This is a genomic window from Pseudorhodoferax sp. Leaf265, assembly GCF_001422365.1.
In the GTDB taxonomy this organism is placed as follows: domain Bacteria; phylum Pseudomonadota; class Gammaproteobacteria; order Burkholderiales; family Burkholderiaceae_C; genus Pseudorhodoferax.
Genome location: NZ_LMMT01000018.1, coordinates 49706 through 74750, shown reverse-complemented (window position 1 = coordinate 74750; position 25045 = coordinate 49706). Strand labels below are relative to the sequence as shown.

The window sequence follows — 25045 nt, the reverse complement described above, 5'->3', positions numbered from 1 at the left end:
GCTCCTGCCGCAAAAAGCAGCAGGTTAGGGTTCTTACGTGGGTCAGATTTGGACGGAAATTACCTGTGGCAGTGGGTCAGTTCTGCGTGGAAATCAACAGCCAGGGGACCGGGTCTGGGTGAAGATCCCGAAAAAGGGTTACGTCGGGGTCGGCGTCGTGCTGGAGTCGGTACAGCCAGCTAAGGATTTCAAGGTTCAGACCGAAAGCGGTGAACAAACTGCTTTGCTTGCGCTCAGGCATTCCGACAGATACCGCCTCACCGCCGATGATCCGGAGCATGCCGAATACTTCGTTCGGGTGCAGTGGCTAGATACCGTTTCAGAGAGCAGAGCGGTGAACGAAGTGGGCCTCTTCGGCAATCAGAACACGGTTTGCCAGCCGACGACGCCAAAGTGGCGTCACACGGTCGAGCGACTCAAGGTCGCATTTCCGAGATGGTCCGATCATTCTGGCGTGTGAATAACTGACCGGCTGACTGAAAGACGTCCCAAGCCGGCAAGCCAGTCCGGTCGATGTTGGCCATCGTCTTTATTCGATGGCAAACAACAACGCCCGGCATGTGCCGGGCGTTCGCCTGCCGCAATCAGGGCAGGATCTTTTCACTATTTGTGTCAGTAGTTTTTCACTTATTTGGCAGAGTTTTCACTTTCTCTGTCATCTGACAACGTTAAACGTCGATATTCCCCGCCCGCAACGCATTCGTCTCAATGAAATCCCTGCGCGGCTCCACCTCATCGCCCATGAGCATCGTGAACACCCGGTCCGCCTCGATCGCGTCGTCGATCTGCACGCGCAGCAGGCGCCGCACCTCGGGGTCCATCGTGGTCTCCCACAGCTGCTCGGGGTTCATCTCGCCCAGCCCCTTGTAGCGCTGGCGGCTGGTGGCGCGCTCGGCTTCGCCGATCAGCCAGCGCATGGCCTGGCGGAAGTCGCCGACCTTTTCTTCCTTCTGGCGCTCGCCCTCCCCGCGCATGACCTTGGCGCCTTCGCTGAGCAGGCCGCGGAAGGTGTTGGCGGCTTCGCTCAGGGCGGCGTAGTCGGCGCCGTGCACGAAGTCCTGCGTGATCACGCTGCTGCGCACGTTGCCGTGGTGGCGGCGGCTGATGCGCAGCACGGGCTTGTCGGTGCGCACGTCGAACTCGCCAGCCACTTCGGCACCGCTGCCCAGCGCGCGCAGGCTGGCCTGCAGCGCCACGGCCGAGGCTTCGGCGTCGGCCACGGTGTCCAGGTTCAGCGTCACGCCGTCGGCGATGGAGCGCAGGGCCTCGGCGTCCATGAAGTTGGTCAGGCGGTGGATCACCGATTCGGCCACCTGGTGCTTGCGCGCCAGCTCGGCCAGCGTGTCGCCGCTGATGGTGGTGCCGTTCTCGCCGCCAGTGAACACGGAGGCATTGACCAGCGCAATGCGCAGCAGGAAGCTGTCGAGCGCGGAGGCGTCCTTGAGGTAGAGCTCTTCCTTGCCGGCCTTGACCTTGTACAGCGGCGGCTGCGCGATGTAGATGTGGCCGCGCTCCACCAGCTCGGGCATCTGGCGGTAGAAGAAGGTCAGCAGCAGTGTGCGGATGTGGGCGCCGTCGACGTCGGCGTCGGTCATGATGATGATGCGGTGGTAGCGCAGCTTGGCGACGTTGAAGTCGTCGTTGCCGGTGGTGCCACCGGCCTTGCCGATGCCGGTGCCCAGCGCCGTGATCAGCGTGAGGATTTCGTTGCTGGTCAGCAGCTTCTCGTAGCGCGCCTTCTCCACGTTCAGGATCTTGCCGCGCAGTGGCAGGATCGCCTGGAACTTGCGGTCGCGGCCCTGCTTGGCGGAGCCACCGGCGGAGTCACCCTCGACGATGTAGATCTCGCACAGCGCGGGGTCCTTCTCCTGGCAGTCGGCCAGCTTGCCGGGCAGGCCCATGCCGTCGAGCACGCCCTTGCGGCGCGTCATCTCGCGGGCCTTGCGCGCGGCTTCGCGTGCACGGGCGGCCTCGACGATCTTGCCGCAGATGATCTTGGCGTCGTTGGGGCGTTCCTGCAGGTAGTCGGTCAGCAGGCGGCCGACGATGTCTTCCACCGGTGCGCGCACTTCGCTGGAGACCAGCTTGTCCTTGGTCTGGCTGGAGAACTTGGGCTCGGGCACCTTCACGCTCAGCACGCAGCACAGGCCTTCGCGCATGTCGTCGCCGGTCACCTCGACCTTGGCCTTCTTGGCCAGCTCGTTCTCTTCGATGTACTTGTTGATGACGCGCGTCATCGCGGCGCGCAGGCCGGTCAGATGGGTGCCGCCATCCCGCTGGGGGATGTTGTTGGTGAAGCAGAGCACCTGCTCGTTGTAGCCGCTGTTCCACTGCATGGCCACTTCCACGCCGATGTGCGTGCCGGCGATGCCGCCGTAGGTTTCGGCCGCACGCTCGCCCTCGGCGTGGAACACGTTGGGGTTCAGGACGGTCTTGCCCTTGTTGATGAAGTCGACGAAGCCGCGCACGCCGCCGGCGCCGGAGAAGTCGTCTTCCTTGCCGCTGCGCTCGTCCTTGAGCTTGATGTTGACGCCGTTGTTCAGGAACGAGAGCTCGCGCAGCCGCTTCGACAGGATCTCGTAGTGGAAGTCGTTGTTCTCCTTGAAGATCTCGGTGTCGGGCAGGAAGTGCACCTCGGTGCCGCGCTTCTCGGTCTCGCCCAGCACCTGCATGGGCGAGATTTCCACGCCGTTCACGGTCTCGACGATGCGGTTCTGCACGAAGCCCTTGCTGAACTCCATCACGTGCACCTTGCCCTCGCGGCGCACCGTGAGGCGCAGCATCTTGCTGAGTGCGTTCACGCAGGAGACGCCCACGCCGTGCAGGCCGCCCGAGACCTTGTAGCTGTTCTGGTTGAACTTGCCGCCGGCGTGCAGTTCGGTCAGCGCGATCTCGGCAGCCGAGCGCTTGGGCTCGTGCTTGTCGTCCATCTTCACGCCGGTGGGGATGCCGCGGCCGTTGTCGACGACGCTGATGGAGTTGTCGCTGTGGATGGTGACGAGGATCTCGTCGCAGTGGCCGGCCAGGGCTTCGTCGATGGAGTTGTCGACCACCTCGAACACCAGGTGGTGCAGGCCCGTGCCGTCCGACGTGTCGCCGATGTACATGCCGGGGCGCTTGCGCACGGCCTCCAGGCCTTCGAGGATCTGGATGGCGCCTTCGCCGTAGCCCTCGCTGGCACCGGCCTGGTGGGCATCGATGCGTTGCGGCTCCGGCACCGTGGAGGGCGTCGGAATGGGTTGGCTTTCGTCGGTCATGGCGTACTTTCTACAAACTCGGAAAAAGCGAACCCGCGTGCGTGACGCGGGTCGCTGCTGCAGCAACGAAGGCTGCTAGATGCGCATCGGCATCACGACGTACTTGAAACTCGCGTTCTCGGGGATGGTCAGCAGCGCGGAGCTGTTGCCGTCGGACAGTTCGATCTTGACCATGTCCTGCTGCATGTTGGCCAGCGCGTCGATCAGGTAGGTGACGTTGAAGCCGATCTCGATGCTGTCGCCGCCGTAGTCGATGTCCAGCTCGTCCTGGGCTTCTTCCTGCTCGGCGTTGCTGGAGGCCACGCGCAGCGTGCCCGGGTCCAGGTTCAGGCGCACGCCCTTGAACTTCTCGCTGGTCAGGATGGCCGTGCGCTGCAGGCTGGACAGCAGGGCCTGGCGGCCCAGCGTGATGCTGTTCTTGTGGTTCTTGGGGATCACGCGGTTGTAGTCGGGGAACTTGCCCTCGACCAGCTTGGTGACGAACTCCATGCCGCCGAAGCGAAAGCGCGCCTGGTTGTTGGCGAACTGCAGCTCGATCTGCGGGGCCTCGTCGCCGCCCGCGTCGGACAGCAGGCGCTGCAGCTCCAGCACGGTCTTGCGCGGCAGGATCACCTCCTGCTTGGGCACTTCCACCTCCAGAGTGGCCGAGGCGAAGGCCAGGCGGTGGCCGTCGGTGGCGACCAAGCTCAGCTGCTTGCCTTCGGCCACGAACAGGATGCCGTTCAGGTAGTAGCGGATGTCGTGCACGGCCATGGCGAAGCCGACCTGGCCCAGCAGTTCCTTGAGCGTCTTCTGCGGCACGCTGAACGCGGGGCCGAACTCGGCCGATTCCTGCACCAGCGGGAAGTCTTCAGCCGGCAGGGTCTGCAGCGTGAAGCGGCTCTTGCCACCCTTCAGGACCAGCTTGTTCTGGCTCGACTCGAGCGAGACGGTCTGGTCGGCCGGCATGGTGCGCAGGATGTCGATGAGCTTGCGGGCGCCCACGGTGGTTGTGAAGCCGCCTTCGTCGCCACCCAGTTCGGCCGTGGTGCGGATCTGGATTTCCAGGTCGCTGGTGGTCAGCTGCACCTGGTTGCCGTTCTTGCGCAGCATCACGTTGGCCAGGATGGGCAGCGTGTGGCGGCGCTCCACGATGCCGGAGACCGATTGCAGAACCGCAAGCAGGGTGCTCTGGGGGGTCTTCAGGACGATCATGTCAACAACCTCTCGGTGAAATTCTTGTGGAGCTGGTGCAAAAGCTTCGCATTTTCGCCTGAATCCAGGGCGCGATCTGCGAGGGCCCTGCGCACATGCCAGTGGGAGGCCAGGGGCCGGGCCTCATCCCTTGAGCGTCTGCTCCAGCACGTGCAATTGCTGGTTGAGTTCGGACAGCTGCTGGCGTTCGCCGCCGATCTTGCGCACGGCGTGCAGCACGGTGGTGTGGTCGCGGCCACCGAACAGCTCGCCGATCTCGGGCAGGCTCTTCTGCGTGAGTTCCTTGGCCAGGTACATCGCGATCTGGCGCGGCCGCGCGATGCTGGCCGGGCGCTTCTTGCTGTACATGTCGGCCACCTTGATCTTGTAGTAGTCGGCCACCGTCTTCTGGATGTTCTCCACGCTGATCTGCCGGTTCTGGATCGACAGCAGGTCGCGCAGGGCCTCGCGCGCGAGCTGGATCGAGATTTCCTTCTGGTTGAAGCGCGAGTACGCGAGGATCTTGCGCAGCGCGCCTTCGAGCTCGCGCACGTTGGAGCGCACGTTCTTGGCGACGAAGAAGGCCACCTCTTCGGGCATCTCGGTGCCTTCAGAGATCGACTTGTTGATCAGGATGGCCACGCGCATCTCGAGCTCGGGCGGCTCGATGGCCACCGTGAGGCCGGAGTCGAAGCGCGAGACCAGACGCTCGTGGATGTCCGGCAGACCCTTGGGGTAGGTGTCGGACGTCATCACGATGTGGCTCTTCTTGGCCAGCAGGGCTTCGAACGCGTTGAAGAATTCTTCCTGCGTGCGGTCCTTGTTGGCGAAGAACTGCACGTCGTCGATCAGCAGCAGGTCGAGCGAGTGGTAGCGCTCCTTGAACTCGTCGAAGGTCTTGCGCTGGTAGGACTTGACCACATCCGAGACGAACTGCTCCGCGTGGATGTAGAGAACTTTGGCGCCGGGCTTTTCTTCGAGCAGCCGGTTGCCCACGGCGTGCATCAAATGGGTCTTGCCCAGGCCGACGCCGCCGTAGATGAACAGGGGGTTGTAGAGCTGCCCCGGCGAGCCCGCCACGTGCATGGCGGCGGCGCGCGCCATGCGGTTGGCCGTGCCCTCCACCAGGGTGGAGAACGTGAGGGCCGAATTGAGGCGGTTCTTGGGCGGGCCGGGCGAGATTTCCTCGCCCAGATCGGCCGGTTCGGACTGCGCACTGATCTCGCGCGCCAACTGCAAAGGCGTAAGCCTGGCAACGGCTTCCCGAGGAGTGATGGCTAACTCGAGCTGGATCGGCTGGCCGTACAGGTTCTCCAGCATCTGCATGATGCGGCCACTGTATTGCGCGCGGATCCAGTCGAGCTTGAAGCGGTTGGCCACGTACACCGTGACCTTGCTGAAATCGCCCGTCACCTGGGCCGTCAAGGGCTTGATCCAGGTGTTGAATTGTTGTTCTGGAAGCTCCTGGGCAAGCTGATCGATGCAGGCCTGCCACAGGCTGTTGCCGGCGGCATTGCTGGCGTGGTTCCCCTCGATCATGCGCCGTCCAGCTCCTGTGGATAAATGTTTTTTTGAAGCACCGGGCATTCTAGGTGTCCGGGTAGTTGTCCACAAGCTGGAGGGGCATGTCGTGTGGCGGATACGGAACCGGGTGCCGCGGGGGGCAAATACGGAAAAGCTTGTCCTTCGAACTTTTTTGGCGATAATCGCCGGTTCCCCGAGGTTTGGCCCTGCCTGGTGTGCTTGTCTGCGATGGCGCAGGCGAGAGATGCCGACTGCATGGTGCCGCGGGTGCGGATAGGCCGGTCATCGCCGCGTGTGTGTCGATGGCCTCCTCGTTTCGGCACCGAACCTGTGGTCCGCTTGTGGGCAATGCAGAGGCGTTGCCCGCCGAAACTGATTTCCAAGGAAGTGACATGAAACGCACCTACCAACCCTCCAAGATCCGCCGCGCCCGCGTCCACGGTTTCCTGGCACGCATGAAGACCCGCGGTGGCCGCGCCGTCATCAACGCGCGCCGCGCCAAGGGCCGCAAGCGCCTGGCTGTCTGAGTTCCTTGCGGGTGGCCTTCCTCGCGTCGGCTCGCCCCATGGCTGTCTCCCCTTTCTCGGTGCCTCTGTGCAGCGACTCAAGACGCGCGCGCAGTTCCAGGCCGTGATGGCCGGCACCACCGTCTCGCGGACAGCCCACTTCGCCCTGCACCGCCTCGCGCTGCCTGCTCTCCCTGTGCAAGAGCAGGCTGGCGCGCGCCCGCTGTTCCCGGTCGACGACTGCTGGATCGGCGCCGTGCTGCCCAAGCGCTGGGCGCGCCGTGCGGTGACGCGCAATGCCATCCGCCGCCAGATCTATGCGGTCTGCGACGCGCAGGCGGCTGTCCTGCCCGCGGCGGTGCATGTGGTGCGGCTGCGCAGCGGCTTCGACCGCAAGCAGTTCATCAGCGCCACCTCCGTGCAACTGAAGCAGGCGGTGCGTAGCGAGCTTGAGCAGCTCGTGCGCCGGGCCGCGGCGTGATGCAGCGCGCCCTCATCGCGCTGGTGCGCGGCTACAAGCTTCTGCTGAGCCCCTGGCTGGGCTCGGCCTGCCGGTTCGAACCCACCTGCTCCACCTACGCCATCGGCGCGCTGGAGCAGCACGGTGCGGGCGCGGGCAGCTACCTTACACTGCGCCGGCTCGCGCGTTGCCATCCCTGGTGCGATGGCGGACACGACCCGGTGCCCGCGCAGCGGCCCCGCCTCTTCGGCCGGCGGCTGTTCCCGTCTTCCTCCGACTAGCCTTCCATGAACGATATCCGCCGAACCATCCTGTGGGTGATCCTTGGTTTCTCCCTGGTGATGCTGTGGGACAAATGGCAGATCCACAACGGTCGCCAGGCCACCTTCTTCCCGACGCCCACGGCCACCGCACCGGCGGCGGCTTCTTCGGCACCGGGGGGCGCGGCCTCGGCCACAGCCGCACCTGCCGGCGCCGTTCCCACGGCCGTCACCACCGCGGCGCCCGCAGGTGCTGGCCAGGTGCCCGGCACGCCCGTTGCGCCGGCGCCGTCGCGTGAGCGCGTGGAGGTCAGCACCGACGTGCTCAAGCTCAGCTTCGACACGGCCGGCGGCTCGCTGGTGCGCGCCGAACTGCTCAAGAACATCGACCTGCACGACCCCAGCCGCCACTTCGTGCTGCTGGACGAGAGCGCCGAGCGCGTCTACCTGGCCCAGACCGGCCTGATCGGCGCAGCGGGCCTGCCCAACCACACGACCGTGATGACGGCCGTGCCCGGCCCGCGTGCGCTGGCCGACGGCAGCAACACGCTGGAAGTGCGCTTCGAGTCGCCCGAGAGCGGTGGCGTGAAGCTGGTCAAGACCTACACGCTCACGCGCGGCTCCTACGCCATCGGTGTCAAGCACGAGGTCGTCAACACCGGCACGGCGCCGGTCACGCCGCAGCTGTACCTGCAACTCGTGCGCGACGGCAACAAGCTGCCTGGCGAGTCGAGCTTCTACTCCACGTTCACCGGCCCGGCGGTCTACACCGAAGCCAAGAAGTACCAGAAGGTCGAGTTCAAGGACATCGAGAAGAACGACGCCAAGTTCGAGACCAAGTCCGCCAACGGCTATGTGGCCATGGTGCAGCACTACTTCGCGAGCGCCTGGCTGCTGGGCGACGGCATCGAGCGCGACATCTTCGCGCGCAAGGTGTCCAACAACCTGTATGCCGTGGGCATGATCAACACGCTGCCGGCCGTGGCGCCGGGTGCGAGCCAGGTCGCCGAGTCGCGCCTGTTCGTCGGCCCGCAGGAAGAAAAGATGCTGGAGTCGCTGACGCCAGGCCTGGAACTGGTGAAGGACTACGGCTGGCTGACCGTGCTGGCCAAGCCGCTGTACTGGCTGCTGGACAAGCTGCACAGCGTGATCCAGAACTGGGGCTGGTCCATCGTCGCGCTGGTGGTGCTGCTGAAGATCATGTTCTATTGGCTCAACGCCAAGGCCTACGCGAGCATGGCCAAGATGAAGGCGGTGAACCCGCGCATCCAGGAGATGCGTGAGCGCCTGAAGGACAAGCCGCAGGAAATGCAGCAGGCCATGATGAAGATGTACAAGGAGGAGAAGATCAATCCGCTGGGTGGCTGCCTGCCCATCATGATCCAGATCCCCGTGTTCATCGCGCTGTACTGGGTGCTGCTGTCCAGCGTGGAGATGCGCGGCGCGCCCTGGATCGGCTGGATCAAGGACTTGTCCGCGCCCGACCCGTGGTACCTGCTGCCCGTGATCATGACCATGACCACCATGCTGCAGACCGCGCTGAACCCGGCACCGCCGGACCCGATGCAGGCCAAGCTGATGTGGTTCATGCCGCTGGCGTTCTCGGTGATGTTCTTCTTCTTCCCGTCCGGCCTGGTGCTGTACTGGATCACGAACAACATCCTGTCCATCCTGCAGCAGTGGATCATCAACACCCGCATGGGCGTGCCGCCGCAGTTCAACCTGCCGAAGTTCCGGTAAGCCGGGACGGACGTCTGCCAAGGGCCGCGCGAGCGGCCCTTGTCTTTTGTACATTCCAGACCCCATGACCGCATCGCCCCGCGACCCCATCGTTGCCATCGCCAGCGCACCCGGCCGCGGTGCGGTGGGCATCGTGCGCGCTTCGGGCCGCGACCTCGCGCCGCTCGTGGCCGCGCTGTGCGGCCGCGCGTTGAAGCCGCGCGAGGCCACCTACCTGCCGTTCCGCGATGCGGACGGCAGCGCCATCGACCACGGCCTGGCCCTGCACTTCCCGGCGCCGCACAGCTACACGGGCGAGGAGGTGCTGGAGCTGCAGGCCCACGGCGGCCCGGTGGTCATGCAGCTGTTGTTGGCGCGCTGCCTGCAGGCCGGCGCGGGTATCGGCCTGCGTGCGGCCGAGCCGGGCGAGTTCACGCAGCGGGCCTTCCTCAACGACAAGCTGGACCTGGCCCAGGCCGAGGCCGTGGCCGACCTCATCGACGCGAGCACCGAGGCGGCCGCGCGCAGCGCCAGCCGTTCGTTGGCGGGCGAGTTCTCGCAGGAGGTGGATGCGCTGCGCGAGCGCTTGATCCACCTGCGCATGCTGGTCGAGGCCACGCTGGACTTCCCTGAGGAAGACATCGACTTCCTGCGCAAGGCCGATGCCCAGGGCCAGCTCGACGGCCTGCAGCAGCAGTTGCAGGCGGTGCTCGCGCGCACGCGCCAGGGCGCGCTGCTGCGCGAGGGCATCACGGTGGTCATCGCGGGCCAGCCCAACGCCGGCAAGTCCTCTCTGCTGAACGCGCTGGCCGGGGCCGAGCTGGCCATCGTCACGCCGATCGCCGGCACCACGCGCGACAAGGTCGAGCAGTCCATCCAGATCGAAGGCGTGCCGCTGCATGTGGTCGACACCGCCGGCCTGCGCGACAGCGACGACCCTGTCGAGCGCATTGGCATCGAGCGCGCCTGGGGCGCCATCGCCAAGGCCGATGCCGTGCTGTTCCTGCACGACCTGCTGCGCCGGGACGACCCGGGCGCGCAACAGGCCGATGCCGTGATCGCGCAGCGCCTGCCCGCCGGCGTGCCCGTGCTGCAGGTCTGGAACAAGCGCGATGCCGCTGGCGATGGTGCCCTGCCCGAGGGCCTGCACCTGTCGGCCAAGACCGGCGCCGGCCTGGCTGAACTGCGCGCGGCGCTGTTGCAGATCGCGGGCTGGCAGGCACTGCCCGAGGGGGTGTACCTGGCGCGCGCGCGCCACGTGCAGGCGCTCGGCCGCGTGCAGGAGCACCTCGACGCCGTGGGGCTGCACCTGGCCGATGGGCGGACGCTGGACCTCATGGCCGAGGAACTGCGGCTGGCGCAAAATGCTCTGAACGAAATCACCGGCGCCTTCGGATCCGACGATCTGCTGGGCGTCATCTTCTCCCGGTTCTGCATCGGCAAGTAGCCGCAGGAGCACGCCCCCCCGCCATGAACGCCATGCCGCCCCCCGCCCGTTTCGACATCCAGGACCTGATCCAGGCCATCGCCGCCACCAAGGTCGACGACCAGCTGCTGCTGCAGCTGACGCCGGCCCAGTGGGAGGTGCTGGCGCCCTACCTGCAGCCGCTGGCGCTGGCGGCCGGGCAGGTGCTGTTCAAGCAGGGTGCGGCCGACCGCACGCTGTACTTCGTCGAGAGCGGCAACCTGAGCGTGCACTACGAGGACGAACAAGGCGAGGTGCGGCTGGCCATCATCAGCGCCGGTTCGGCCGTGGGCGAAGGCAGCTTCTTCTCGCGCGCGCCACGCAGCGCCACGGTGCAGGCCGGCATGCCGGCGCGGCTGTGGAGCCTGTCGCCGCTGCGCTTCGGCGAACTGACCAACCGCCGGCCGGAACTCGCGCTGGCCGTGGCCATGGCGGCCGGCGCCGTGGTGTCCAAGCGAATGGTGAACCGGCGCCGCCGCGACGCAGTGACCTGAGATGACGGTGTTGGACAAGAGCGCGCCGGCCGGGCTGGACCCGGCCGCGGTGCGCAAGGTGGAACGCGCGGACCGCCGCGCACAGCTGTTCGCCGTGGTGCGCGAGGCCATGGCGCAATGCGGTTTTCCCGCCGAGGGCTACCGCTTCAAGGTGGTGGCACTCGATGCCGATGGCTGGCGCTACCTGGTGCTGGTGGATCTCGCGCCAGCACTGGAGGCCAGCGAGGCCGACCCCGGCCCGGTGCAGGGCCTGGTGGCGGTGGCGGCCAAGATGCGGGCCGGTGTCGTCGTCGAAGGCGTGTACTGGCGCCCTGCCGCGGCCGAAGCCGAGGCTGCGGCCCCACCCGCCGCGGCCGGCTGATCAGCCGCGCAGCAGGCGGCCTTCGGCCAGGGTGAGCGCCTCGGCCCGGCCTGACAGCACGACCGTGTCCCCGTCCTGCAGCACGGCCTCGTCGTTGACAGGCACCGCAGCGCCGCTCATGCGGCGCAGTTGCACCACGCGCGCGCCCAGCGTGTGCAGCGCGAGGTGCCCCAGCGGCTTGCCGAGCGAGCGCGAGGCCAGAGTCAGCGACACCGTGGCCAGCCGCTCGTGGTCCAGCTCGTCCTGGCCATCGTCGTCGGCACCGTGGAAGTAGCCGCGCAGCAGGTGGTAGCGCGCATCGCGCTGGTCCTGCACCAGCCGCAGCACGCGGCGCATGGGCACGCCCACGAGGGCCAGTGCATGGCTGGCCAGCATCAGCGAGCCCTCGATGGCCTCGGGCACGACCTCGGTGGCGCCGGCCTGCTGCAGGCGCTCGAGGTCGCGGTCGTCCTGCGTGCGGACGATCACCGGCACCTGGGGGGCGTGGGCACGCACGTGGGCCAGCACCTTCATGACGCCTGGCACGTCCAGGTAGGTCAGCACCACCGCGCTCGCGCGCGCCAGGCCCGCGGCCATCAGCGCCTGCAGCCGCGCGGCGTCACCGAACACCACCGAATCGCCGGCCGCGGCGGCCAAGCGCACGCGGTCCGGGTCCAGGTCCAGCGCCATGTAGGGGATGGACTCGCGTTCCAGCATGCGCGCCAGGTTCTGGCCGCAGCGGCCGTAGCCACAGATGATCACATGCTTGTTGGCGTTGATGGAACGCCGCGCGATGCTGGTCATCTGCAGCGACTGTTGCAGCCAGTCGCTGCTGACGAAGCGCGTGACGAAGGCGTTGCTGTACATCACCATGAAGGGCGTGGCCAGCATGGACAGCACCATGCTGGCCAGGATGGGGTTGAGCAGCGCGGGGGGCACCAGGCCGCGGTTGTTGGCCAGCGTCAGCAGCACGAAGCCGAACTCGCCGGCCTGCGCCAGGTACAGGCCCGTGCGCAGCGAGACGCCGGCCGAGGCGCCGAAGCCCTTGGCCAGCGCCGTGATCAGCGCCAGCTTGAACAGCACCGGCAGCGTGACCAGCAGCAGCAGCAAGGGCCAGCGCTCCAGCACGATGCGCCAGTCCAGCATCATGCCGATGGTGATGAAGAACAGGCCCAGCAGCACGTCGTGGAAGGGCCGGATGTCGGTCTCCACCTGGTGCTTGAACTCGGTCTCGGAGATCAGCATGCCGGCGATGAAGGCGCCCAGCGCCAGCGACAGGCCCGCCATCTCGGTGAGCCACGCCAGGCCGAGCGTGATCAGCAGCAGGTTCAGCACGAACAGGTCTTCGCTCTTGCGCCGCGCCACCAGCGTGAGCCACCAGCGCATCACGCGCTGCCCGCCCGTCAGCAGCAGTGTGATCAGCACCACTGCCTTGACCATGGCCAGGCCCAGCGCGAACAGCATCTGCTCGGCCGAGGCGCCCAGCGCGGGGATCAGCACCAGCAGCGGCACCACGGCCAGATCCTGGAACAGCAGCACGCCCATCACGCGCTTGCCGTGCTCGGACTCGAGCTCGATGCGGTCGGCCATGAGCTTGACCACGATGGCCGTGCTGCTCATGGCCAGCGCGCCCGACAGCGCCACCGCCGTCTGCCAGGGCATGCCCCACCAGCGCGGCGCCACGGCCGCCAGCGCGAGCGATGCGCCCGTGGCCACGAGGACGGTCAGCACCACCTGCCACAGGCCCAGCCCGAACACATGGCGCCGCATGGCGCGCAGCTTGGGCAGGTTGAATTCCAGCCCGATCACGAACATCAGGAACACCACGCCGAACTCGCCCAGGTGTTTGACGCTCTCGGAGTTCTGCGCGAGGGCCAGCGCGTTGGGACCGATCAGCACGCCCACCGTCAGGTAGCCCAGCATGGGCGGCAGCTTGAGCGAGCGGAACAGCACCACGCCCAGCACAGCCGCCAACAGGTAGACCAGCGTGAGTTCGAGCGAGGACATGGTGCGCGCATGCTAGCGTGTTGCCCTGGGCTGGCCCTGGGTTGCGGACGCGTGCCAAGGGTGCGCTCGATAGAATTCGCGCCATGACATCTTCGCGCGAACGCGTCCAGCCGCTGGACACGGCACAGGTCATCGGCCTGGCGCAAACCACCTTCGACATCGAGGCCGCTGCCGTGCTGGGGCTCAAGGCCCGTGTGGGCGACAGCTTCGTGCGCGCCGTGCAGCGCATCCTGCACCTGAGCGGCCGCGTGGTCGTGATGGGCATGGGCAAGAGCGGCCATGTGGGCCGCAAGATCGCCGCCACGCTGGCGTCCACGGGCACGCCCGCGCTGTTCGTGCACCCGGGCGAAGCCAGCCACGGCGACCTGGGCATGGTCACGCCGCAAGACCTCGTGATCGCGATTTCCAATAGCGGCGAGAGCGCCGAGCTCAACCTGATCCTGCCCGTGCTCAAGCGCCAGGGCGTGCCGCTGGTGGCCATCACAGGTGGCGGGCAGTCCACCCTGGCACGCCATGCCGACGAGGTGCTGGACAGCGGCGTCGAGAAGGAAGCATGTCCGCTCAACCTGGCGCCCACGGCCAGCAGCACGGCCCAGCTCGTGATGGGCGATGCGCTGGCGGTGGCCCTGCTCGAGCTGCGCGGCTTCAAGGCCGAGGACTTCGCGCGTTCGCATCCGGGCGGTGCATTGGGCCGGCGCCTGCTGACCCACGTCAGCGACGTGATGCGCAGCGGCGCAGAGATGCCGACCGTGGCCGCGGACACGCCGCTGGCCGAGATGATGCGCGAGATGAGCGCGAAGGGCGGGCTGGCCGCCATCGTCGACGACGCGCTGCGTGTGCAAGGGGTGTTCACCGACGGCGACCTGCGCCGCCTCGTCGAAAAGGGCCGCGACCTGCGCGCCGTGCGCGCAGGCGACGTCATGCATGCCAAGCCGCGGACGATCCGCGCCGATGCCCTGGCGGCCGAGGCTGTCGAGCTCATGGAGCAGCACCGCATCACCGCCGTGCTGGTGGTCGATGCGGCCGGCACGCTGGTCGGCGTGGTGCACATCGGCGACCTCATGCGGGCCAAGGTGATCTGATGGCGCGCGCCCCGGTGCTGAGTCATCCGCCCGAGCTGCTGCTGCGCGGCCAGGACGTGCGCGTGGCCTTCTTCGACGTCGACGGCGTGCTGACCGACGGCAGCCTGTACTTCACCGACTTGCCGTCCGGCGATGCGCGCGGCGCGGCCGAGACCATCAAGCGCTTTCACACGCTGGACGGCATGGGCCTCAAGCTGCTGCAGGCGGCGGGCATCACGCCGGCCGTGGTGACCGGGCGCGATTCCGCGGCGCTGCGCGTGCGGCTCCAGGCGCTGGGCGTGGTGCATGCCCGCTTCGGCACCGAAGACAAGCGCCCCGCCGCCGAGGCCATCCTGGCCGAACTGGGGCTGGACTGGAGCGCCGCCGCCGCCATCGGCGACGACTGGCCGGACCTGCCCATGCTCAACCGTGCCGCGCTGGCTGCCGCGCCGCCGCACGCCCACCCCGAGGTGCTGGCGGCGGCCCACTACGTGACGCGCATGGCCGGCGGCCAGGGCGCGGCACGCGAGTTCTGCGACCTGCTGCTGATGGCGCGCGGCCGCTACGCCGAGCTGCTGGCGCCCTACCAGGCATGAAGATGTTCGCCTTGCTGCGCGACGCCTGGGAGCGCCTGTCGATCTACCTGCCGCTGGTGCTCATGGTGCTGTTGGCGTTGGGCACCTACTGGTTGGTGCGCAACGCGCCCACGCTGGCGCAGCCCGCCGTGGCCCGGCCCGTGAACCACGAGCCCGACTACTTCATGCGCAATTTTTCGGTCAAGACCTTCGACGCCAATGGCCGGCTGCGCAGCGATATCCGTGGCGAGCAGGCCTGGCACTACCCGGACACCGACACGCTGGAGATCGAGAAGGCCCACATCCGTTCGCTGAACGAGCAAGGCCATGTGACGGTGTCCACGGCCAAGCGCGCGCTGTCCAATGCCGATGGCTCGGAGGTGCAGTTGTTCGGCGATGCCGTGGTGGTGCGCGAGCCTGCCAAAGGCGCCGACGGCCGCATGCTGCCGCGCCTGGAGTTGCGCAGCGAGTTCCTGCATGCCTACACCAACGTGGAACGCGTGCGCTCGCACCTGCCCGTCGAACTGCTGCGCAACGGCGACCGCTTCACGGCAGACCGCATGGACTACGACAACCTGGACCGCCTGCTGCAGCTCGACGGCCGCGTGCGCGGCACCGTCACGGGCCGCACGCCCTGACGCCATGGCCGCACCGCTGGCCTTCATCACCGGCGCGTCCAGCGGCATCGGGCAGGCGCTGGCCCTGCGCTACCACCAGGCCGGGTACACCCTGGCGCTGGTGGCGCGCCGCACCGACGAGATCGAGCGCTGGCGCGCTGCGCAAGGTCTGGATCCGGAGCGGGTCGTGGTCTACGGCGCGGACGTGGCCGAACCCGACAGCATCATTGCGGCGGCCCGGTCGTGCCTGGGGCGCCAGGGCCTGCCCGACGTGGTGATCGCCAATGCCGGCATCAGCATCGGCGTGGACACCGCCGAACGTGAAGACCTGGCGGTGTTCGCGCGCATCCTGGCCGTCAACAACCTGGGCATGGCCGCCACCTTCCACCCCTTCATTCAGCCCATGCGCGCGCGCCGCAGCGGCACCCTGGTGGGCATTGCCAGCGTGGCCGGTATCCGGGGCCTCCCGGGCCATGGCGGCTACTGCGCGAGCAAGGCCGGCGTCATTTCCTATTGCGAAAGCCTGCGCGGTGAACTGCGCCCCTTCGGCGTGAAGGTCGTGACCATCACGCCTGGCTACATCGACACACCGCTGACGCGCCGCAACCGCTACGGCATGCCCTTCCTGATGACGGCCGAGCGCTTTGCCGACAAGGCGCACGCGGCCATCGCGGCCGGCGCCAGTTACCGCGTGATCCCCTGGCAGATGGGTGTCGTCGCCAAGCTCATGCGCGCCCTGCCCAACGCGTGGTTCGACCGGCTGCTGGTCGGCCGCGCCCGCAAGCCCCGCGAGCACGCGGACGGTTGATCCGCCAGCAGGCGCCGCGCAGCAAAAAGGCTCCCGAAGGAGCCTCTTTCTGGATGCGCTGTGAGCGATCAGTAGCTGTTGTTGCCGCCGCGGCCACCGCCGCCGCCGCGCGGACCCGAGCCGTAGGGGCTGCGGAAACCGCCGTCGCCACCACCGCCGCCGCTGCGACCACCGCCGCCACCACCGTAGCTGTCGCCACCGCGGCCACCGCCACCGCCGTAGCCGCCGCCACCGCTGCGACCACCGCCGCCGCCGCCGTAACCGCCGCCACCACCACCGCCGTAGCCGCCACCACCGCCGCCGCCGTAGCCGCCGCCACCACCGCCGCCATAGCCACCGCTACGGGGAGGACGGGCTTCCATGGGGCGTGCCTCGTTGACAACGCAGCTGCGGCCGCCCAGCGATTGGCCGTTCATGCCATTGATGGCTGCCTGCGCTTCTGCGTCGGAACCCATCTCGACGAAGCCGAAACCCTTGGAGCGGCCGGTGTCGCGTTCCATCATGACCTTGGCGCTGGTCACGGTGCCGAATTGGCTGAAGGATTGCTCCAGATCGCTGTCGCGAACCGAATACGGCAGGTTGCCGACGTACAGTTTGTTGCCCATTGAAGGGACTCCTCAAAAACACAAAGAAAAAGCGATGGAGTCCCGAAAACGCAATCTGCAGAACTCAAGGACGCGAAACTGGCCGACACCGCAAGCCGCATGAGCGCAAGGCCCACGCTCTAACATCATATGCGGTCGGATCGGAAAGAAACACAAATCACGTGAAAATTTTCAACGTGGAAAGTGCCAATCCGTGGTGAGAACCCCGAAACGGTTTCAGTAGCGGCTGCGTTCGCCACCAAAGCCACCGCTGCGCGGGGGACGCGGCTCCAGCGGGCGGGCTTCGTTGACCACCAGCGCGCGGCCACCGATGCTTTGCCCATGCAGGCCTTCGATGGCGGCCTGGGCCTCCGCCGCGCTGGACATCTCGACAAAGCCGAAGCCCTTGGAGCGACCGGTGTCGCGTTCCATCATCACCTTGGCGCTGGCAATGCTGCCATAGGCGCTGAAGGCCTGGTGCATGTCGTCGTCGCGGAAGGAATAGGGCAGGTTGCCCACATACAGTCTGTTGCCCACGCAGGACTCCTTGGAAATCAGTTCTCGAAATGGAAGCGATGGGGGAGCCGCCCGCAAGCCGAACCGACCGAACACCGCAAGCTCGTGCGCCGCAAAATGCGCAAGAACTTTTGATTATGCGAGGACTTGTTCGGTTTGCGAACAAGTCGAAGTAGGGATAAACGCGAATACTGAAACAAGAACGCGGGTTCTCCCGCACTACAATCGCGCCCGTCTTGGGGGAGTAGCCAACCTTCGCTCCATGCGAGAGGGGTTTGCGTCAACAGACTTGTTCGTGTGGTGTCTTCGGATGCCGCCGACATGGCGCAAACGGACCACCGGCGGCAGCCTGCAATGGGCAAGGCCGTACCGGGGTTCAAGCGAGACCTTTGACTGCGCAGCTTCTCGTGCCGGGAAGGCTGTCTGCAGTCATTGGTACGTCGCATCCCGGCCGGAGTTCGTTTCTTGGAAGCCTTTCTCATCTCCACCGGAATCGTCGCGCTCGCCGAAATGGGCGACAAGACGCAGTTGCTGGCCCTGCTGCTGGCTGCACGCTTTCGCAAACCCTGGCCCATCGTGGCCGGCATCCTGATCGCCACGTTGGCCAACCATGCGGCGGCTGGCGCCGTCGGCGCCTGGATCCAGACCGTGGTCAGCCCGTCGACGCTGCGCATCGTGTTGGGCGTCTCCTTCCTGGCCATGGCGGTGTGGATGCTGATTCCCGACAAGATCGACGACGACGCTGGCGACAAGGCGCCGCGCCTGGGCGTGTTCGGCACCACGGTGGTATTGTTTTTCCTGGCCGAGATCGGCGACAAGACGCAGATCGCCACCGTGATGCTGGCGGCGCGTTACGAGGCCGCGCTGGCCTGGGTCGTGGCCGGCACCACGCTGGGCATGATGCTGGCCAACGCGCCCGCGGTCTGGCTGGGCGAGAAGCTCACGCGGCGCGTACCGGTGCGCGCGGTGCACCTGGTGTCGGCCGTGATCTTCCTGGTGCTGGGGCTGGTGGCGCTGCTGGGCGCCTGACCCACACCGGGGCACCATGCCCTGTGCGTGTGCGCCGGTGCCCCGATTCGGCGCTACGCAGGCAGCGGCGCCAGCTGTCGGTACTGGCGCTCCGTGTAGTAGAGGCCGCCGTGCGCCGCGGCGCCGTGCGCGACGGCCAGCACCTCGCAGAACAGCACGTCGTGCGTGCCCATGCCCACGCTGCGCGCGATGCGGCAATCGAAGGCCACGCGCGCATCCGCCAGCACCGGCGCACCCGTGGCCAGGCGCGACCAGTCGGCCGCGGCACGGCGCGTGTCCATCGGCGTCTTGCCGCCGAACAGCGTCGACAAGGCCTGGTGGTCGGCCTCCAGCGTGTTCACGCACAGCACGCCGTTGCCGGTGACGGCGGCATGGGCCGATGAATCGCGCCGCAGGCAGACCAGCAGCGTCGGCGGATCGTCGGTCACGCTGCACACGGCCGAGGCCGCAAAGCCGGCCCAGCCCCGGGAGCCATCGCTGGTGACCAGGTGCACGGCGCCACCCAGGCGAGCCATGCCATCGCGGAAATCCTGGGCGTTGACGGGTGCCGGGCCGGTCGAGGCCGGCAGGGTGGTTTCAGAGGTCATGCGCATGGTTCGGCTTGGCAAATATCCAGATTCCAGCAATTTGCATACCCATTTGCGGCGCGCGTGTTCGAGAAACAGGATTTCGGTGTCCACGTGGCATGCCTGTTGCTTTTCACCGGGCATGAAGCCACGTCACACCTTCGGAGCAGCGCAATGAGCGGACCGACCTCCACCCCGTCGGGCCCTCTGCTCGAAATGCGCAACATCCACAAGACCTTCGGTCCCGTGCAGGCCGTGGCCGGCCTGGACGTGGCCATCGCGCCCGGCGAGCTGGTCACCGTGGTCGGCCCCAGCGGCTGCGGCAAGAGCACGCTGTTCAACATGGTGGCCGGCCTGGACGAGCCCGACACCGGCGGCGTGCTGCGCTTCGAGGACCGCTCGGTGCACGCGCACGAGCTGCTGGGCCGCGTGTCCTTCATGCCGCAGCGCGACCTGCTGCTGCCCTGGCGCACCGTGATCGACAACGCCATCCTGGCCATCGAGATCGAAGGCATGCCACGGGCCGAGGCCCGCGCACTGGCGCTGCGCATGCTGCCCGAGTTCGGCCTGGCCGGCTTCGAGAACCAGTACCCGCACCAGCTCTCGGGCGGCATGCGCCAGCGCGTGGCGCTGATGCGCACCTTCATGTTCAAGCGCGACCTGATGCTGCTGGACGAGCCCTTCGGCGCGCTGGATGCGCTCACGCGCACCATGATGCAGCGCTGGCTGCTGGACGTGTGGCAAAAGCACAAGCGCACCATCCTCTTCATCACGCACGACGTGGACGAGGCGCTGTTCCTGGGCGACCGCGTTCTGGCCATGACGGCGCGGCCCGGCCGCATCAAGCTCGAGCTCCAGGTCGACCTGCCGCGCCCGCGCAAGCCCGAGCTGCTGACCGACCCCGAGTTCATCCGCTTGAAGCGCATCCTGCTCGACGCCATCGAGGAGGAAAGCATGAAGTCCTTCCAGGCGACCGAAGCGCGTCCCGCCCACGCCTGAGCCCACGATGTCCAGTCCCCCCCTCTCCGCCCCCGCGGGCATGACGGTCGCACGCGCCGCGAGGGCGCTGCCGCGCCTGGCCACTGGCGGCGCCCTGCGCAGCGTGCTGCGTGTGGCGCTGGCCGTGCTCGCGGTCGGCATCGTCTGGGAAGCAGCCGTCGTGCTGCTGTCCATCCAGGCCCACTACCTGCCGCGCCTGAGCCTGGTGCTGCAGGCCATCGCCGCCACGCCCGACGCGTATTGGAGCGGCTTCTTGCGCACGCTGAGCGAGGCGCTGATGGGCTTCTCGGCCGGCGCCGTGTTCGGCGTCGGCATCGGCATCCTGTTCTACCGTGCGCCGGTGCTGCGCGACATGGTGTTCCCGCTGTTCATCGTGTCGCAGACGATTCCGGTCATCGCCTTCGGTGCCCTGGTCGTGCTCTGGTTCGGCAACACCATGCTGGCCAAGGCCATCATCGCGTTCTACGTGACCTTCTTCCCGGTCACGGTCAATACCCTGGTCGGCCTGCGCTCGGTCGACCCGCGCCAGGTGGCGCTGATGCGCAGCTTCGGCGCCACGCGCGGCCAGCTCATGCGCCAGCTGCAGTTCCCGACCGCCCTGCCGCAGATCTTCGTGGCGCTGCGCCTGGGCGCCTCGCTGAGCCTGGTCGGCGCCATCGTCGGCGAATGGTTCGGCGACACCACGGGTCTCGGGGTGCTGCTGCTGCAGGCCATGTTCAACGAGAACGCGGTGGGCCTGTGGGCCGCGCTGCTGTGCTGCGCCGTGCTGGGCACGCTGTTCTACGGCGTGGTGGCCTTCATCGAGCGCCGTCTGGTGTTCTGGGGGGCCGAGCAATGAAGCCCATGATTCCCCTGGCCGCGCAGCGCGGCATCCTGGGCGCGGTGCTTCTGGTCGCACTGTGGGAAGGCGTGGCGCGCGGCTTCCAGTTGCCGGCCTACACGCTGCCGGCCATCAGCCAGATCTTCGGTTCGATCTGGGACATGCGCACCGTGCTGACGCGCGCCGCCGGCGTCACCGTCACCGAAGCCCTGGTCGGCTACGCGCTGGGTGCGCTGATCGGCATCGGCGGCGCGATCTGGGTCACGATGGCGCCGCGCGTGCGTGGTTTCGTGCTGCCGGCCGCCACGGCCTTCAACTCCGTGCCCGTGATCGCCTGGTCGCCGCTGGTGCTGCTGTGGTTCGGCATGGGCATGTCGTCCAAGTACGTCATGGTGGCGCTGGCCATCGCGTTCACGCTGTTCCTGTCCACGCTGTCGGGCCTGGACCGCGTGGACCGCCGCAGCGTGGACCTCATGCGCAGCTTCGGCGCCAGCCGCCTGGCCATCCTGTGGCGGCTGCGGCTGCCCACCGCGCTGCCGCTGATGTTCGCCGGCCTGCGCGTGGCCACCGCGCGCAGCGTGCTGATCGCCGTGGTCACCGAGATGCTGGGCGCGCAGGCCGGCCTGGGCCTGTTGATCTACCAGGCCGTGGTGCAGGTGGACTTCGTGCAGGTCTGGGCCGCGGTCTTCGTGGCGTCGGCCGCCAGCCTGTTCTTCTTCGGCATCGTGAGCTTCATCGAACGCAGGACGGTTTTCTGGAAATGACACGACGACACATGCATCTCGGCCTGTTCCTGCTGGGAACGGGCAGCCACACCGCCGGCTGGCGCATGCCGGGCGCGGTCGACAGCTTCCAGGACTTCGCAGCCATCCAGAAGATCGGGCAGACCGCGGAACGCGGCTGCTTCGACCTCATCTTCATGGGCGACAACCTGTACGCCGACCCCAAGGCCCATCCCTCGTACACGCTGCGGCTGGAGCCGCTGACCATGCTGTCGGCGCTGGCCATGTCCACGCGCCACATCGGCCTGGGCGCAACCGTCTCCACCACCTACAGCGACCCGTACACCGTGGCGCGCATGTTCGCCTCGCTGGACCACATCAGCGGCGGCCGCGCGGCCTGGAACGCCGTCACCACCTCGCATGCGGGCACCGCCGCCAACTTCGGCAAGGTCCACCCCGATCATGCGCGCCGCTACGAGATGGCCGGCGAGTTCGTCGACGTGGTCAAGGGGCTGTGGGATGGCTGGGACGACGACGCGCTCGTGGCCGACCGCGCCAGCGGCCTGTACATCGACCCGGCCAAGCTGCGCGCGTTGAACCACGACGGCACCTTCTTCAAGGTGCAGGGTCCGCTCAACATCGGCCGCACGCCGCAGGGCCGCCCGGTGGTGCTGCAGGCCGGCGGGTCCGCGCCTGGCCTGGACCTGGCCGCGCGCACGGCCGACGTGGTGTTCTCCGTGGTGCAGGACTTCGACGAGGCACGCGCCGCCTACGCATCGCTCAAGGACCGCCTGCCGCGCTTCGGCCGCACGGCCAGCGAGGTGACGGTGCTGCCTGGCGTGATGCCGGTCGTGGGCCGCACCGACCGCGAGGCGCGCGACAAGCTCAACGCGCTGCAGGAGCACATCGGCAGCGGCAGCGCGCTGGCGGTGCTGTCCGAGCGCTTCGGCCACGACTTCTCCACCTACGACCTCGATGGCCCGGTGCCCGAACTCGCCCTGCCCGACACCTACCACGCGTTCACGCGCGTGCTGCTGTCCAAGGCGCGGCGCGAGCAGATGAGCCTGCGCGACCTGTACAGCCTGACGGCGGCCGCGCGCGGCCATTGGGTGCTGTGCGGCTCGCCCGAGACCATCGCCGACACCTTGCAGCAGTGGTTCGAGGGTGGCGCGGCCGACGGCTTCAACGTGATGCCGCCCTACTTCCACGAAGGCTTCGACGACTTCGTCGACCTGGTGGTGCCGGTGCTACAGGAGCGCGGCTTGTTCCGCCGTGCCTACGAGGGCGACACGCTGCGCGAGCTGCTGGGCCTGCGCCGGCCAACCTTGCAGGCAGCCTGAACCAGAAAAGGAGCGACCGCTGTACGGCGGTCGCGTTGTGTCAGACCGGCGCGAAGCCCATGGTCCGTGCGCGGTAGTAGAACTGCCCGTCCTGCACGATCAGGAACAGGGCCCGCCGCGTGCTGCCGCCGTTGTGGTGCGAATGCGGTGCACCGGGCGGCGTGACCATGGTCGTCCAGCGGTCCCAGGCGATGCGTTCGCCGTCCACCATGGAGTGGCAATCCTCCCCATCCACGATCAGTGTGATGGCCGCGGAGTTGTGCCGGTGCGCGGCCTGGCTGTCGCCGGGCGGCAGCGTGTTCAGCGACAGCGTCATCGTGCGGTGGATGTTGTGCGTGCTCTCCAGCAGCTCGGACGAGAAGATCAGCGCACGGCCGGAGGTCTCGGCCTCGGGTTCGGCGGCGTAGACCAGCGCGAGCTGGCGCTGGATCTCGGCCGCCGGGTAGTGCACCACACCCTCGTCGGTCGCGGGCGCCGCGAAGCCACCGGCGGCCAGCAGCGGCTCGTCGGTCACGACCCACAGCGTCGCGCCCTCGGCGCCGGCGGTGTGGTGCAGCGCGCGCGTGCCGGGCACCTGGAACACATCGCCGGCCGACCAGGCCAGCAGCGCGGCGTCGCCTTCCTGCGTGCGCCCGCTGCCCGCGATCACGTACCAGATCGCGCCCGTGGCCACGAAGTGCGAGGCCAGCGTCTCGCCCGGTGCGATGTGCGCATAGCGCGCCAGCATCAGCGGCGTGGTGGCGGGCGTGCCGCCGCCCAGAGCCTGCGACTGGTCGCAGGGCTGCCAGCCGGTCGGCGCCTTCGGGTCCATGGCGCGCTGCGCCTCGGCCGTGAAGCTGTGCGAGGGCACGGGCGGCAGCTGGATGTTGAAGGCGTTGGCCGAGTTGAAGAAGCGTGCGCGCGCCTGCGCCGCATCGGCCGGCGCGGGGTGGCGTTGCGGCCCCATGGCCGCCATGCGCATGGCCGCCGGCATGTCAGTCCTCCACGGCGCTGGCGCACCGACCGCAGGGCACGAAATTGGCACGCAAGCCGCTGCTGCGAAGGCCGCGGAGCAGGCCATGCCAGCAGACGCGGCGGAACAGGCTCTGCCCGGCCGCTCGCGGCGCCCCCTGGAGGGGGGATGGGATTTCTACACGCAGTGAGAAATCCAAACGGGGGTGGTCCATGTCAGGGCTTGCGCTGCTCGGCCGTCAGAGACTTCAGAAAGCTGTCGTCGAAGGCCACCGAGATGTCGACGGGCTTGGTCAGCACCTTGTTGGCCAGCAGGAAGTCGTGCGCGCTCTTGAGCGCGGTCGGGTCGATGTTGAACAGGCCCTCGGTCTTGGCCTTGCCGGCCGTCATGAGCTTGTAGGCCTCGGTCAGCATGGACTCCTGCTGCGCGCGGTTCAGCGTGGGCGCCACCTTCATGACGATGTCCACGGCCTCCTTCGGATTGGCCGCGGCCTCGCGCCAGCCCTTGATCGAGGCGCGCAGGAAGGCCTTCACGAGTTCGGGGTTCTTCTGCGCCGTGTCCTTGGAGACGATCAGCGTGTCGCGCGGGAAGGTGATGCCGCTGTCTTCCGCGCGGAAGCTGCGGATCTTGTCGCCGAGCTTGTCCTTCACGACCCACATCTCGTTGTAGACCGTGGCCGTGGCCACATCGGTGTCGCCGTTGATGAAGGGCGTCATGCTGACCTGCTGCGGCTGGATGTCCACCTTGGCGCGGTCGATGCCGGCCTGGCCCAGCATGCCGAACAGCACGTAGTTGGCGCCCGTGAACCAGGTCGTGACCTTCTTGCCCTCGAAGTCCTTGAGCGTTTTGATCGGGCTGTCGGCCTTGGTCACGAACACGAAGGGCGTGATCTGGTGCGCCACGCCGATGGAGACGATGGGCAGGCCCTTGTCCACGCCGGCCAGCACGCTGTCCGAACCGCCGGACAGGCCGAAGGTGTCGGCGCCCGTGGCCACCAGGTTCTCGGTCAGCAGGTTGGGGCCGCCCGGGTTGATCGTGAGGTCGATGCCCTCGTCCTTGTAGTAGCCCTTGGCCTGGGCGTAGTAGAAGCCCGCGAACTGGGTCTGCGTGAGCCACTTCAGGCGCAGGCTGGCCTTCACAGGCTCCTTGGTCTGCGCCTGCGCGATGGGTGCGAGGGCGGCCAGCGCGACGGCGGCGGCCACGGTGCTGAGGAAATGACGCGTCTTCATGGGGGAGCCTCTCGGAAAAAAG

At 67.7% G+C, this 25045-nt stretch carries 26 protein-coding genes; 17 read left to right on the top strand and 9 right to left on the bottom strand.

The features are described from left to right. Positions 1-118: 118 nt before the first annotated feature. On the top strand, positions 119-460 hold the full coding sequence (locus ASF45_RS34605; RefSeq protein ID WP_200932170.1) for a hypothetical protein: 342 nt from the start codon (positions 119-121) through the stop codon (positions 458-460). Positions 461-668: 208 nt separating this feature from the next. Here the strand turns inward: ASF45_RS34605 and gyrB are convergent, their stop codons facing one another. From gyrB to dnaA, 3 genes are all read right to left on the bottom strand, one after another. Continuing rightward, a complete protein-coding gene (gene gyrB, locus ASF45_RS17375; protein WP_056665209.1) occupies positions 669-3257 on the bottom strand; it encodes a DNA topoisomerase (ATP-hydrolyzing) subunit B in 2589 nt (862 codons plus the stop codon). 75 nt (positions 3258-3332) lie between these two features. After that, complete coding sequence (dnaN, locus tag ASF45_RS17370) at positions 3333-4451, bottom strand: DNA polymerase III subunit beta (RefSeq protein WP_056665207.1); 1119 nt, start codon at positions 4449-4451, stop codon at positions 3333-3335. Between the two features lie 123 nt (positions 4452-4574). Then, positions 4575-5969: a chromosomal replication initiator protein DnaA gene (gene dnaA / locus ASF45_RS17365; protein ID WP_056665205.1), complete on the bottom strand. Its 1395-nt coding sequence runs from the start codon at positions 5967-5969 to the stop codon at positions 4575-4577. Positions 5970-6346: 377 nt separating this feature from the next. Here dnaA and rpmH point away from each other — a divergent pair, with 377 nt between their 5' ends. The 7 genes from rpmH to ASF45_RS17330 all read left to right on the top strand — a co-directional run bounded on the left by rpmH (position 6347) and on the right by ASF45_RS17330 (position 11219). Beyond that, positions 6347-6481: a 50S ribosomal protein L34 gene (gene rpmH, locus ASF45_RS17360; RefSeq protein WP_056665202.1), complete on the top strand. Its 135-nt coding sequence runs from the start codon at positions 6347-6349 to the stop codon at positions 6479-6481. Positions 6482-6548: 67 nt separating this feature from the next. Continuing rightward, on the top strand, positions 6549-6941 hold the full coding sequence (locus ASF45_RS17355) for a ribonuclease P protein component (RefSeq protein ID WP_056665198.1): 393 nt from the start codon (positions 6549-6551) through the stop codon (positions 6939-6941). After that, positions 6938-7201: a membrane protein insertion efficiency factor YidD gene (gene yidD / locus ASF45_RS17350; RefSeq protein ID WP_056665195.1), complete on the top strand. Its 264-nt coding sequence runs from the start codon at positions 6938-6940 to the stop codon at positions 7199-7201. The genes ASF45_RS17355 and yidD overlap by 4 nt, the downstream gene beginning before the upstream one ends. A gap of 6 nt (positions 7202-7207) precedes the next feature. After that, entirely contained in the window at positions 7208-8920 is a 1713-nt protein-coding gene (gene yidC, locus ASF45_RS17345; protein WP_056665192.1) for a membrane protein insertase YidC, read from the top strand. 64 nt (positions 8921-8984) lie between these two features. Further along, complete coding sequence (gene mnmE, locus ASF45_RS17340; protein ID WP_056665189.1) at positions 8985-10346, top strand: tRNA uridine-5-carboxymethylaminomethyl(34) synthesis GTPase MnmE; 1362 nt, start codon at positions 8985-8987, stop codon at positions 10344-10346. A gap of 23 nt (positions 10347-10369) precedes the next feature. Next, entirely contained in the window at positions 10370-10858 is a 489-nt protein-coding gene (locus ASF45_RS17335; RefSeq protein WP_056665185.1) for a Crp/Fnr family transcriptional regulator, read from the top strand. A gap of 1 nt (position 10859) precedes the next feature. Continuing rightward, on the top strand, positions 10860-11219 hold the full coding sequence (locus tag ASF45_RS17330; protein WP_056665182.1) for a hypothetical protein: 360 nt from the start codon (positions 10860-10862) through the stop codon (positions 11217-11219). Here the strand turns inward: ASF45_RS17330 and ASF45_RS17325 are convergent, their stop codons facing one another. Continuing rightward, entirely contained in the window at positions 11220-13205 is a 1986-nt protein-coding gene (locus ASF45_RS17325) for a monovalent cation:proton antiporter-2 (CPA2) family protein (protein ID WP_056665179.1), read from the bottom strand. An 83-nt stretch (positions 13206-13288) separates the two neighbouring features. On the opposite strand from ASF45_RS17325, the gene ASF45_RS17320 reads away from it, so the two are divergent. Genes ASF45_RS17320 through ASF45_RS17305 form a run of 4 tightly spaced genes read left to right on the top strand, consistent with a single transcriptional unit; the run spans position 13289 to position 16266 of the window. After that, positions 13289-14287 carry an SIS domain-containing protein gene (locus ASF45_RS17320; protein ID WP_056665177.1) on the top strand — a complete coding sequence of 333 codons (999 nt, stop codon included), beginning with the start codon at positions 13289-13291 and terminating at the stop codon, positions 14285-14287. Beyond that, positions 14287-14862: an HAD family hydrolase gene (locus tag ASF45_RS17315; protein WP_056665175.1), complete on the top strand. Its 576-nt coding sequence runs from the start codon at positions 14287-14289 to the stop codon at positions 14860-14862. The genes ASF45_RS17320 and ASF45_RS17315 overlap by 1 nt, the downstream gene beginning before the upstream one ends. Before the next feature lie 2 nt (positions 14863-14864). Beyond that, positions 14865-15479, top strand: coding sequence for an LPS export ABC transporter periplasmic protein LptC (lptC, locus tag ASF45_RS17310; RefSeq protein ID WP_056665237.1), 615 nt, complete (start codon positions 14865-14867; stop codon positions 15477-15479). 4 nt (positions 15480-15483) lie between these two features. Continuing rightward, positions 15484-16266 carry an SDR family oxidoreductase gene (locus ASF45_RS17305; RefSeq protein WP_056665172.1) on the top strand — a complete coding sequence of 261 codons (783 nt, stop codon included), beginning with the start codon at positions 15484-15486 and terminating at the stop codon, positions 16264-16266. A gap of 68 nt (positions 16267-16334) precedes the next feature. Here the strand turns inward: ASF45_RS17305 and ASF45_RS17300 are convergent, their stop codons facing one another. Then, positions 16335-16871 (bottom strand): RNA-binding protein, encoded by a 537-nt coding sequence (locus tag ASF45_RS17300; RefSeq protein WP_056665170.1) that lies wholly within the window; start codon positions 16869-16871, stop codon positions 16335-16337. A 216-nt stretch (positions 16872-17087) separates the two neighbouring features. Further along, entirely contained in the window at positions 17088-17387 is a 300-nt protein-coding gene (locus ASF45_RS17295) for an RNA-binding protein (protein WP_056665167.1), read from the bottom strand. A gap of 444 nt (positions 17388-17831) precedes the next feature. Between ASF45_RS17295 and ASF45_RS17290 the strand changes: the two genes are divergently transcribed. Further along, positions 17832-18395, top strand: coding sequence for a TMEM165/GDT1 family protein (locus tag ASF45_RS17290; protein WP_056665163.1), 564 nt, complete (start codon positions 17832-17834; stop codon positions 18393-18395). A gap of 53 nt (positions 18396-18448) precedes the next feature. Here ASF45_RS17290 and ASF45_RS17285 read toward each other — a convergent pair whose 3' ends face one another. Further along, the gene (locus ASF45_RS17285; protein ID WP_056665235.1) at positions 18449-18982 is read right to left on the bottom strand and encodes a flavin reductase; all 534 of its coding nucleotides are present in this window, start codon (positions 18980-18982) and stop codon (positions 18449-18451) included. A gap of 153 nt (positions 18983-19135) precedes the next feature. On the opposite strand from ASF45_RS17285, the gene ASF45_RS17280 reads away from it, so the two are divergent. The 4 genes from ASF45_RS17280 to ASF45_RS17265 are packed head-to-tail and all read left to right on the top strand — an operon-like array spanning position 19136 to position 22842. Beyond that, positions 19136-19960 (top strand): ABC transporter ATP-binding protein, encoded by an 825-nt coding sequence (locus tag ASF45_RS17280; protein ID WP_056665160.1) that lies wholly within the window; start codon positions 19136-19138, stop codon positions 19958-19960. 7 nt (positions 19961-19967) lie between these two features. After that, on the top strand, positions 19968-20798 hold the full coding sequence (locus ASF45_RS17275; RefSeq protein WP_056665157.1) for an ABC transporter permease: 831 nt from the start codon (positions 19968-19970) through the stop codon (positions 20796-20798). A gap of 5 nt (positions 20799-20803) precedes the next feature. Then, on the top strand, positions 20804-21544 hold the full coding sequence (locus tag ASF45_RS17270; RefSeq protein ID WP_056665154.1) for an ABC transporter permease: 741 nt from the start codon (positions 20804-20806) through the stop codon (positions 21542-21544). 11 nt (positions 21545-21555) lie between these two features. After that, complete coding sequence (locus tag ASF45_RS17265) at positions 21556-22842, top strand: LLM class flavin-dependent oxidoreductase (RefSeq protein WP_235580949.1); 1287 nt, start codon at positions 21556-21558, stop codon at positions 22840-22842. Positions 22843-22882: 40 nt separating this feature from the next. Here ASF45_RS17265 and ASF45_RS17260 read toward each other — a convergent pair whose 3' ends face one another. Then, positions 22883-23815: a cupin domain-containing protein gene (locus ASF45_RS17260; protein ID WP_056665147.1), complete on the bottom strand. Its 933-nt coding sequence runs from the start codon at positions 23813-23815 to the stop codon at positions 22883-22885. Positions 23816-24009: 194 nt separating this feature from the next. Continuing rightward, complete coding sequence (locus ASF45_RS17255; protein ID WP_056665144.1) at positions 24010-25023, bottom strand: ABC transporter substrate-binding protein; 1014 nt, start codon at positions 25021-25023, stop codon at positions 24010-24012. Positions 25024-25045: the final 22 nt, after the last annotated feature.

What these genes read in the sequence shown, in the direction of transcription:
- gyrB (WP_056665209.1), bottom strand. Translation starts at nt 3,257, where the DNA reads ATGACCGACGAAAGCCAACCCATTCCGACGCCCTCCACGGTGCCGGAG.
- dnaN (WP_056665207.1), bottom strand. Translation starts at nt 4,451, where the DNA reads ATGATCGTCCTGAAGACCCCCCAGAGCACCCTGCTTGCGGTTCTGCAA.
- dnaA (WP_056665205.1), bottom strand. Translation starts at nt 5,969, where the DNA reads ATGATCGAGGGGAACCACGCCAGCAATGCCGCCGGCAACAGCCTGTGG.
- rpmH (WP_056665202.1), top strand. Translation starts at nt 6,347, where the DNA reads ATGAAACGCACCTACCAACCCTCCAAGATCCGCCGCGCCCGCGTCCAC.
- yidC (WP_056665192.1), top strand. Translation starts at nt 7,208, where the DNA reads ATGAACGATATCCGCCGAACCATCCTGTGGGTGATCCTTGGTTTCTCC.
- mnmE (WP_056665189.1), top strand. Translation starts at nt 8,985, where the DNA reads ATGACCGCATCGCCCCGCGACCCCATCGTTGCCATCGCCAGCGCACCC.
- ASF45_RS17335 (WP_056665185.1), top strand. Translation starts at nt 10,370, where the DNA reads ATGAACGCCATGCCGCCCCCCGCCCGTTTCGACATCCAGGACCTGATC.
- ASF45_RS17330 (WP_056665182.1), top strand. Translation starts at nt 10,860, where the DNA reads ATGACGGTGTTGGACAAGAGCGCGCCGGCCGGGCTGGACCCGGCCGCG.
- ASF45_RS17325 (WP_056665179.1), bottom strand. Translation starts at nt 13,205, where the DNA reads ATGTCCTCGCTCGAACTCACGCTGGTCTACCTGTTGGCGGCTGTGCTG.
- ASF45_RS17320 (WP_056665177.1), top strand. Translation starts at nt 13,289, where the DNA reads ATGACATCTTCGCGCGAACGCGTCCAGCCGCTGGACACGGCACAGGTC.
- ASF45_RS17315 (WP_056665175.1), top strand. Translation starts at nt 14,287, where the DNA reads ATGGCGCGCGCCCCGGTGCTGAGTCATCCGCCCGAGCTGCTGCTGCGC.
- lptC (WP_056665237.1), top strand. Translation starts at nt 14,865, where the DNA reads ATGTTCGCCTTGCTGCGCGACGCCTGGGAGCGCCTGTCGATCTACCTG.
- ASF45_RS17305 (WP_056665172.1), top strand. Translation starts at nt 15,484, where the DNA reads ATGGCCGCACCGCTGGCCTTCATCACCGGCGCGTCCAGCGGCATCGGG.
- ASF45_RS17300 (WP_056665170.1), bottom strand. Translation starts at nt 16,871, where the DNA reads ATGGGCAACAAACTGTACGTCGGCAACCTGCCGTATTCGGTTCGCGAC.
- ASF45_RS17285 (WP_056665235.1), bottom strand. Translation starts at nt 18,982, where the DNA reads ATGACCTCTGAAACCACCCTGCCGGCCTCGACCGGCCCGGCACCCGTC.
- ASF45_RS17280 (WP_056665160.1), top strand. Translation starts at nt 19,136, where the DNA reads ATGAGCGGACCGACCTCCACCCCGTCGGGCCCTCTGCTCGAAATGCGC.
- ASF45_RS17275 (WP_056665157.1), top strand. Translation starts at nt 19,968, where the DNA reads ATGTCCAGTCCCCCCCTCTCCGCCCCCGCGGGCATGACGGTCGCACGC.
- ASF45_RS17270 (WP_056665154.1), top strand. Translation starts at nt 20,804, where the DNA reads ATGATTCCCCTGGCCGCGCAGCGCGGCATCCTGGGCGCGGTGCTTCTG.
- ASF45_RS17265 (WP_235580949.1), top strand. Translation starts at nt 21,556, where the DNA reads ATGCATCTCGGCCTGTTCCTGCTGGGAACGGGCAGCCACACCGCCGGC.
- ASF45_RS17260 (WP_056665147.1), bottom strand. Translation starts at nt 23,815, where the DNA reads ATGCCGGCGGCCATGCGCATGGCGGCCATGGGGCCGCAACGCCACCCC.
- ASF45_RS17255 (WP_056665144.1), bottom strand. Translation starts at nt 25,023, where the DNA reads ATGAAGACGCGTCATTTCCTCAGCACCGTGGCCGCCGCCGTCGCGCTG.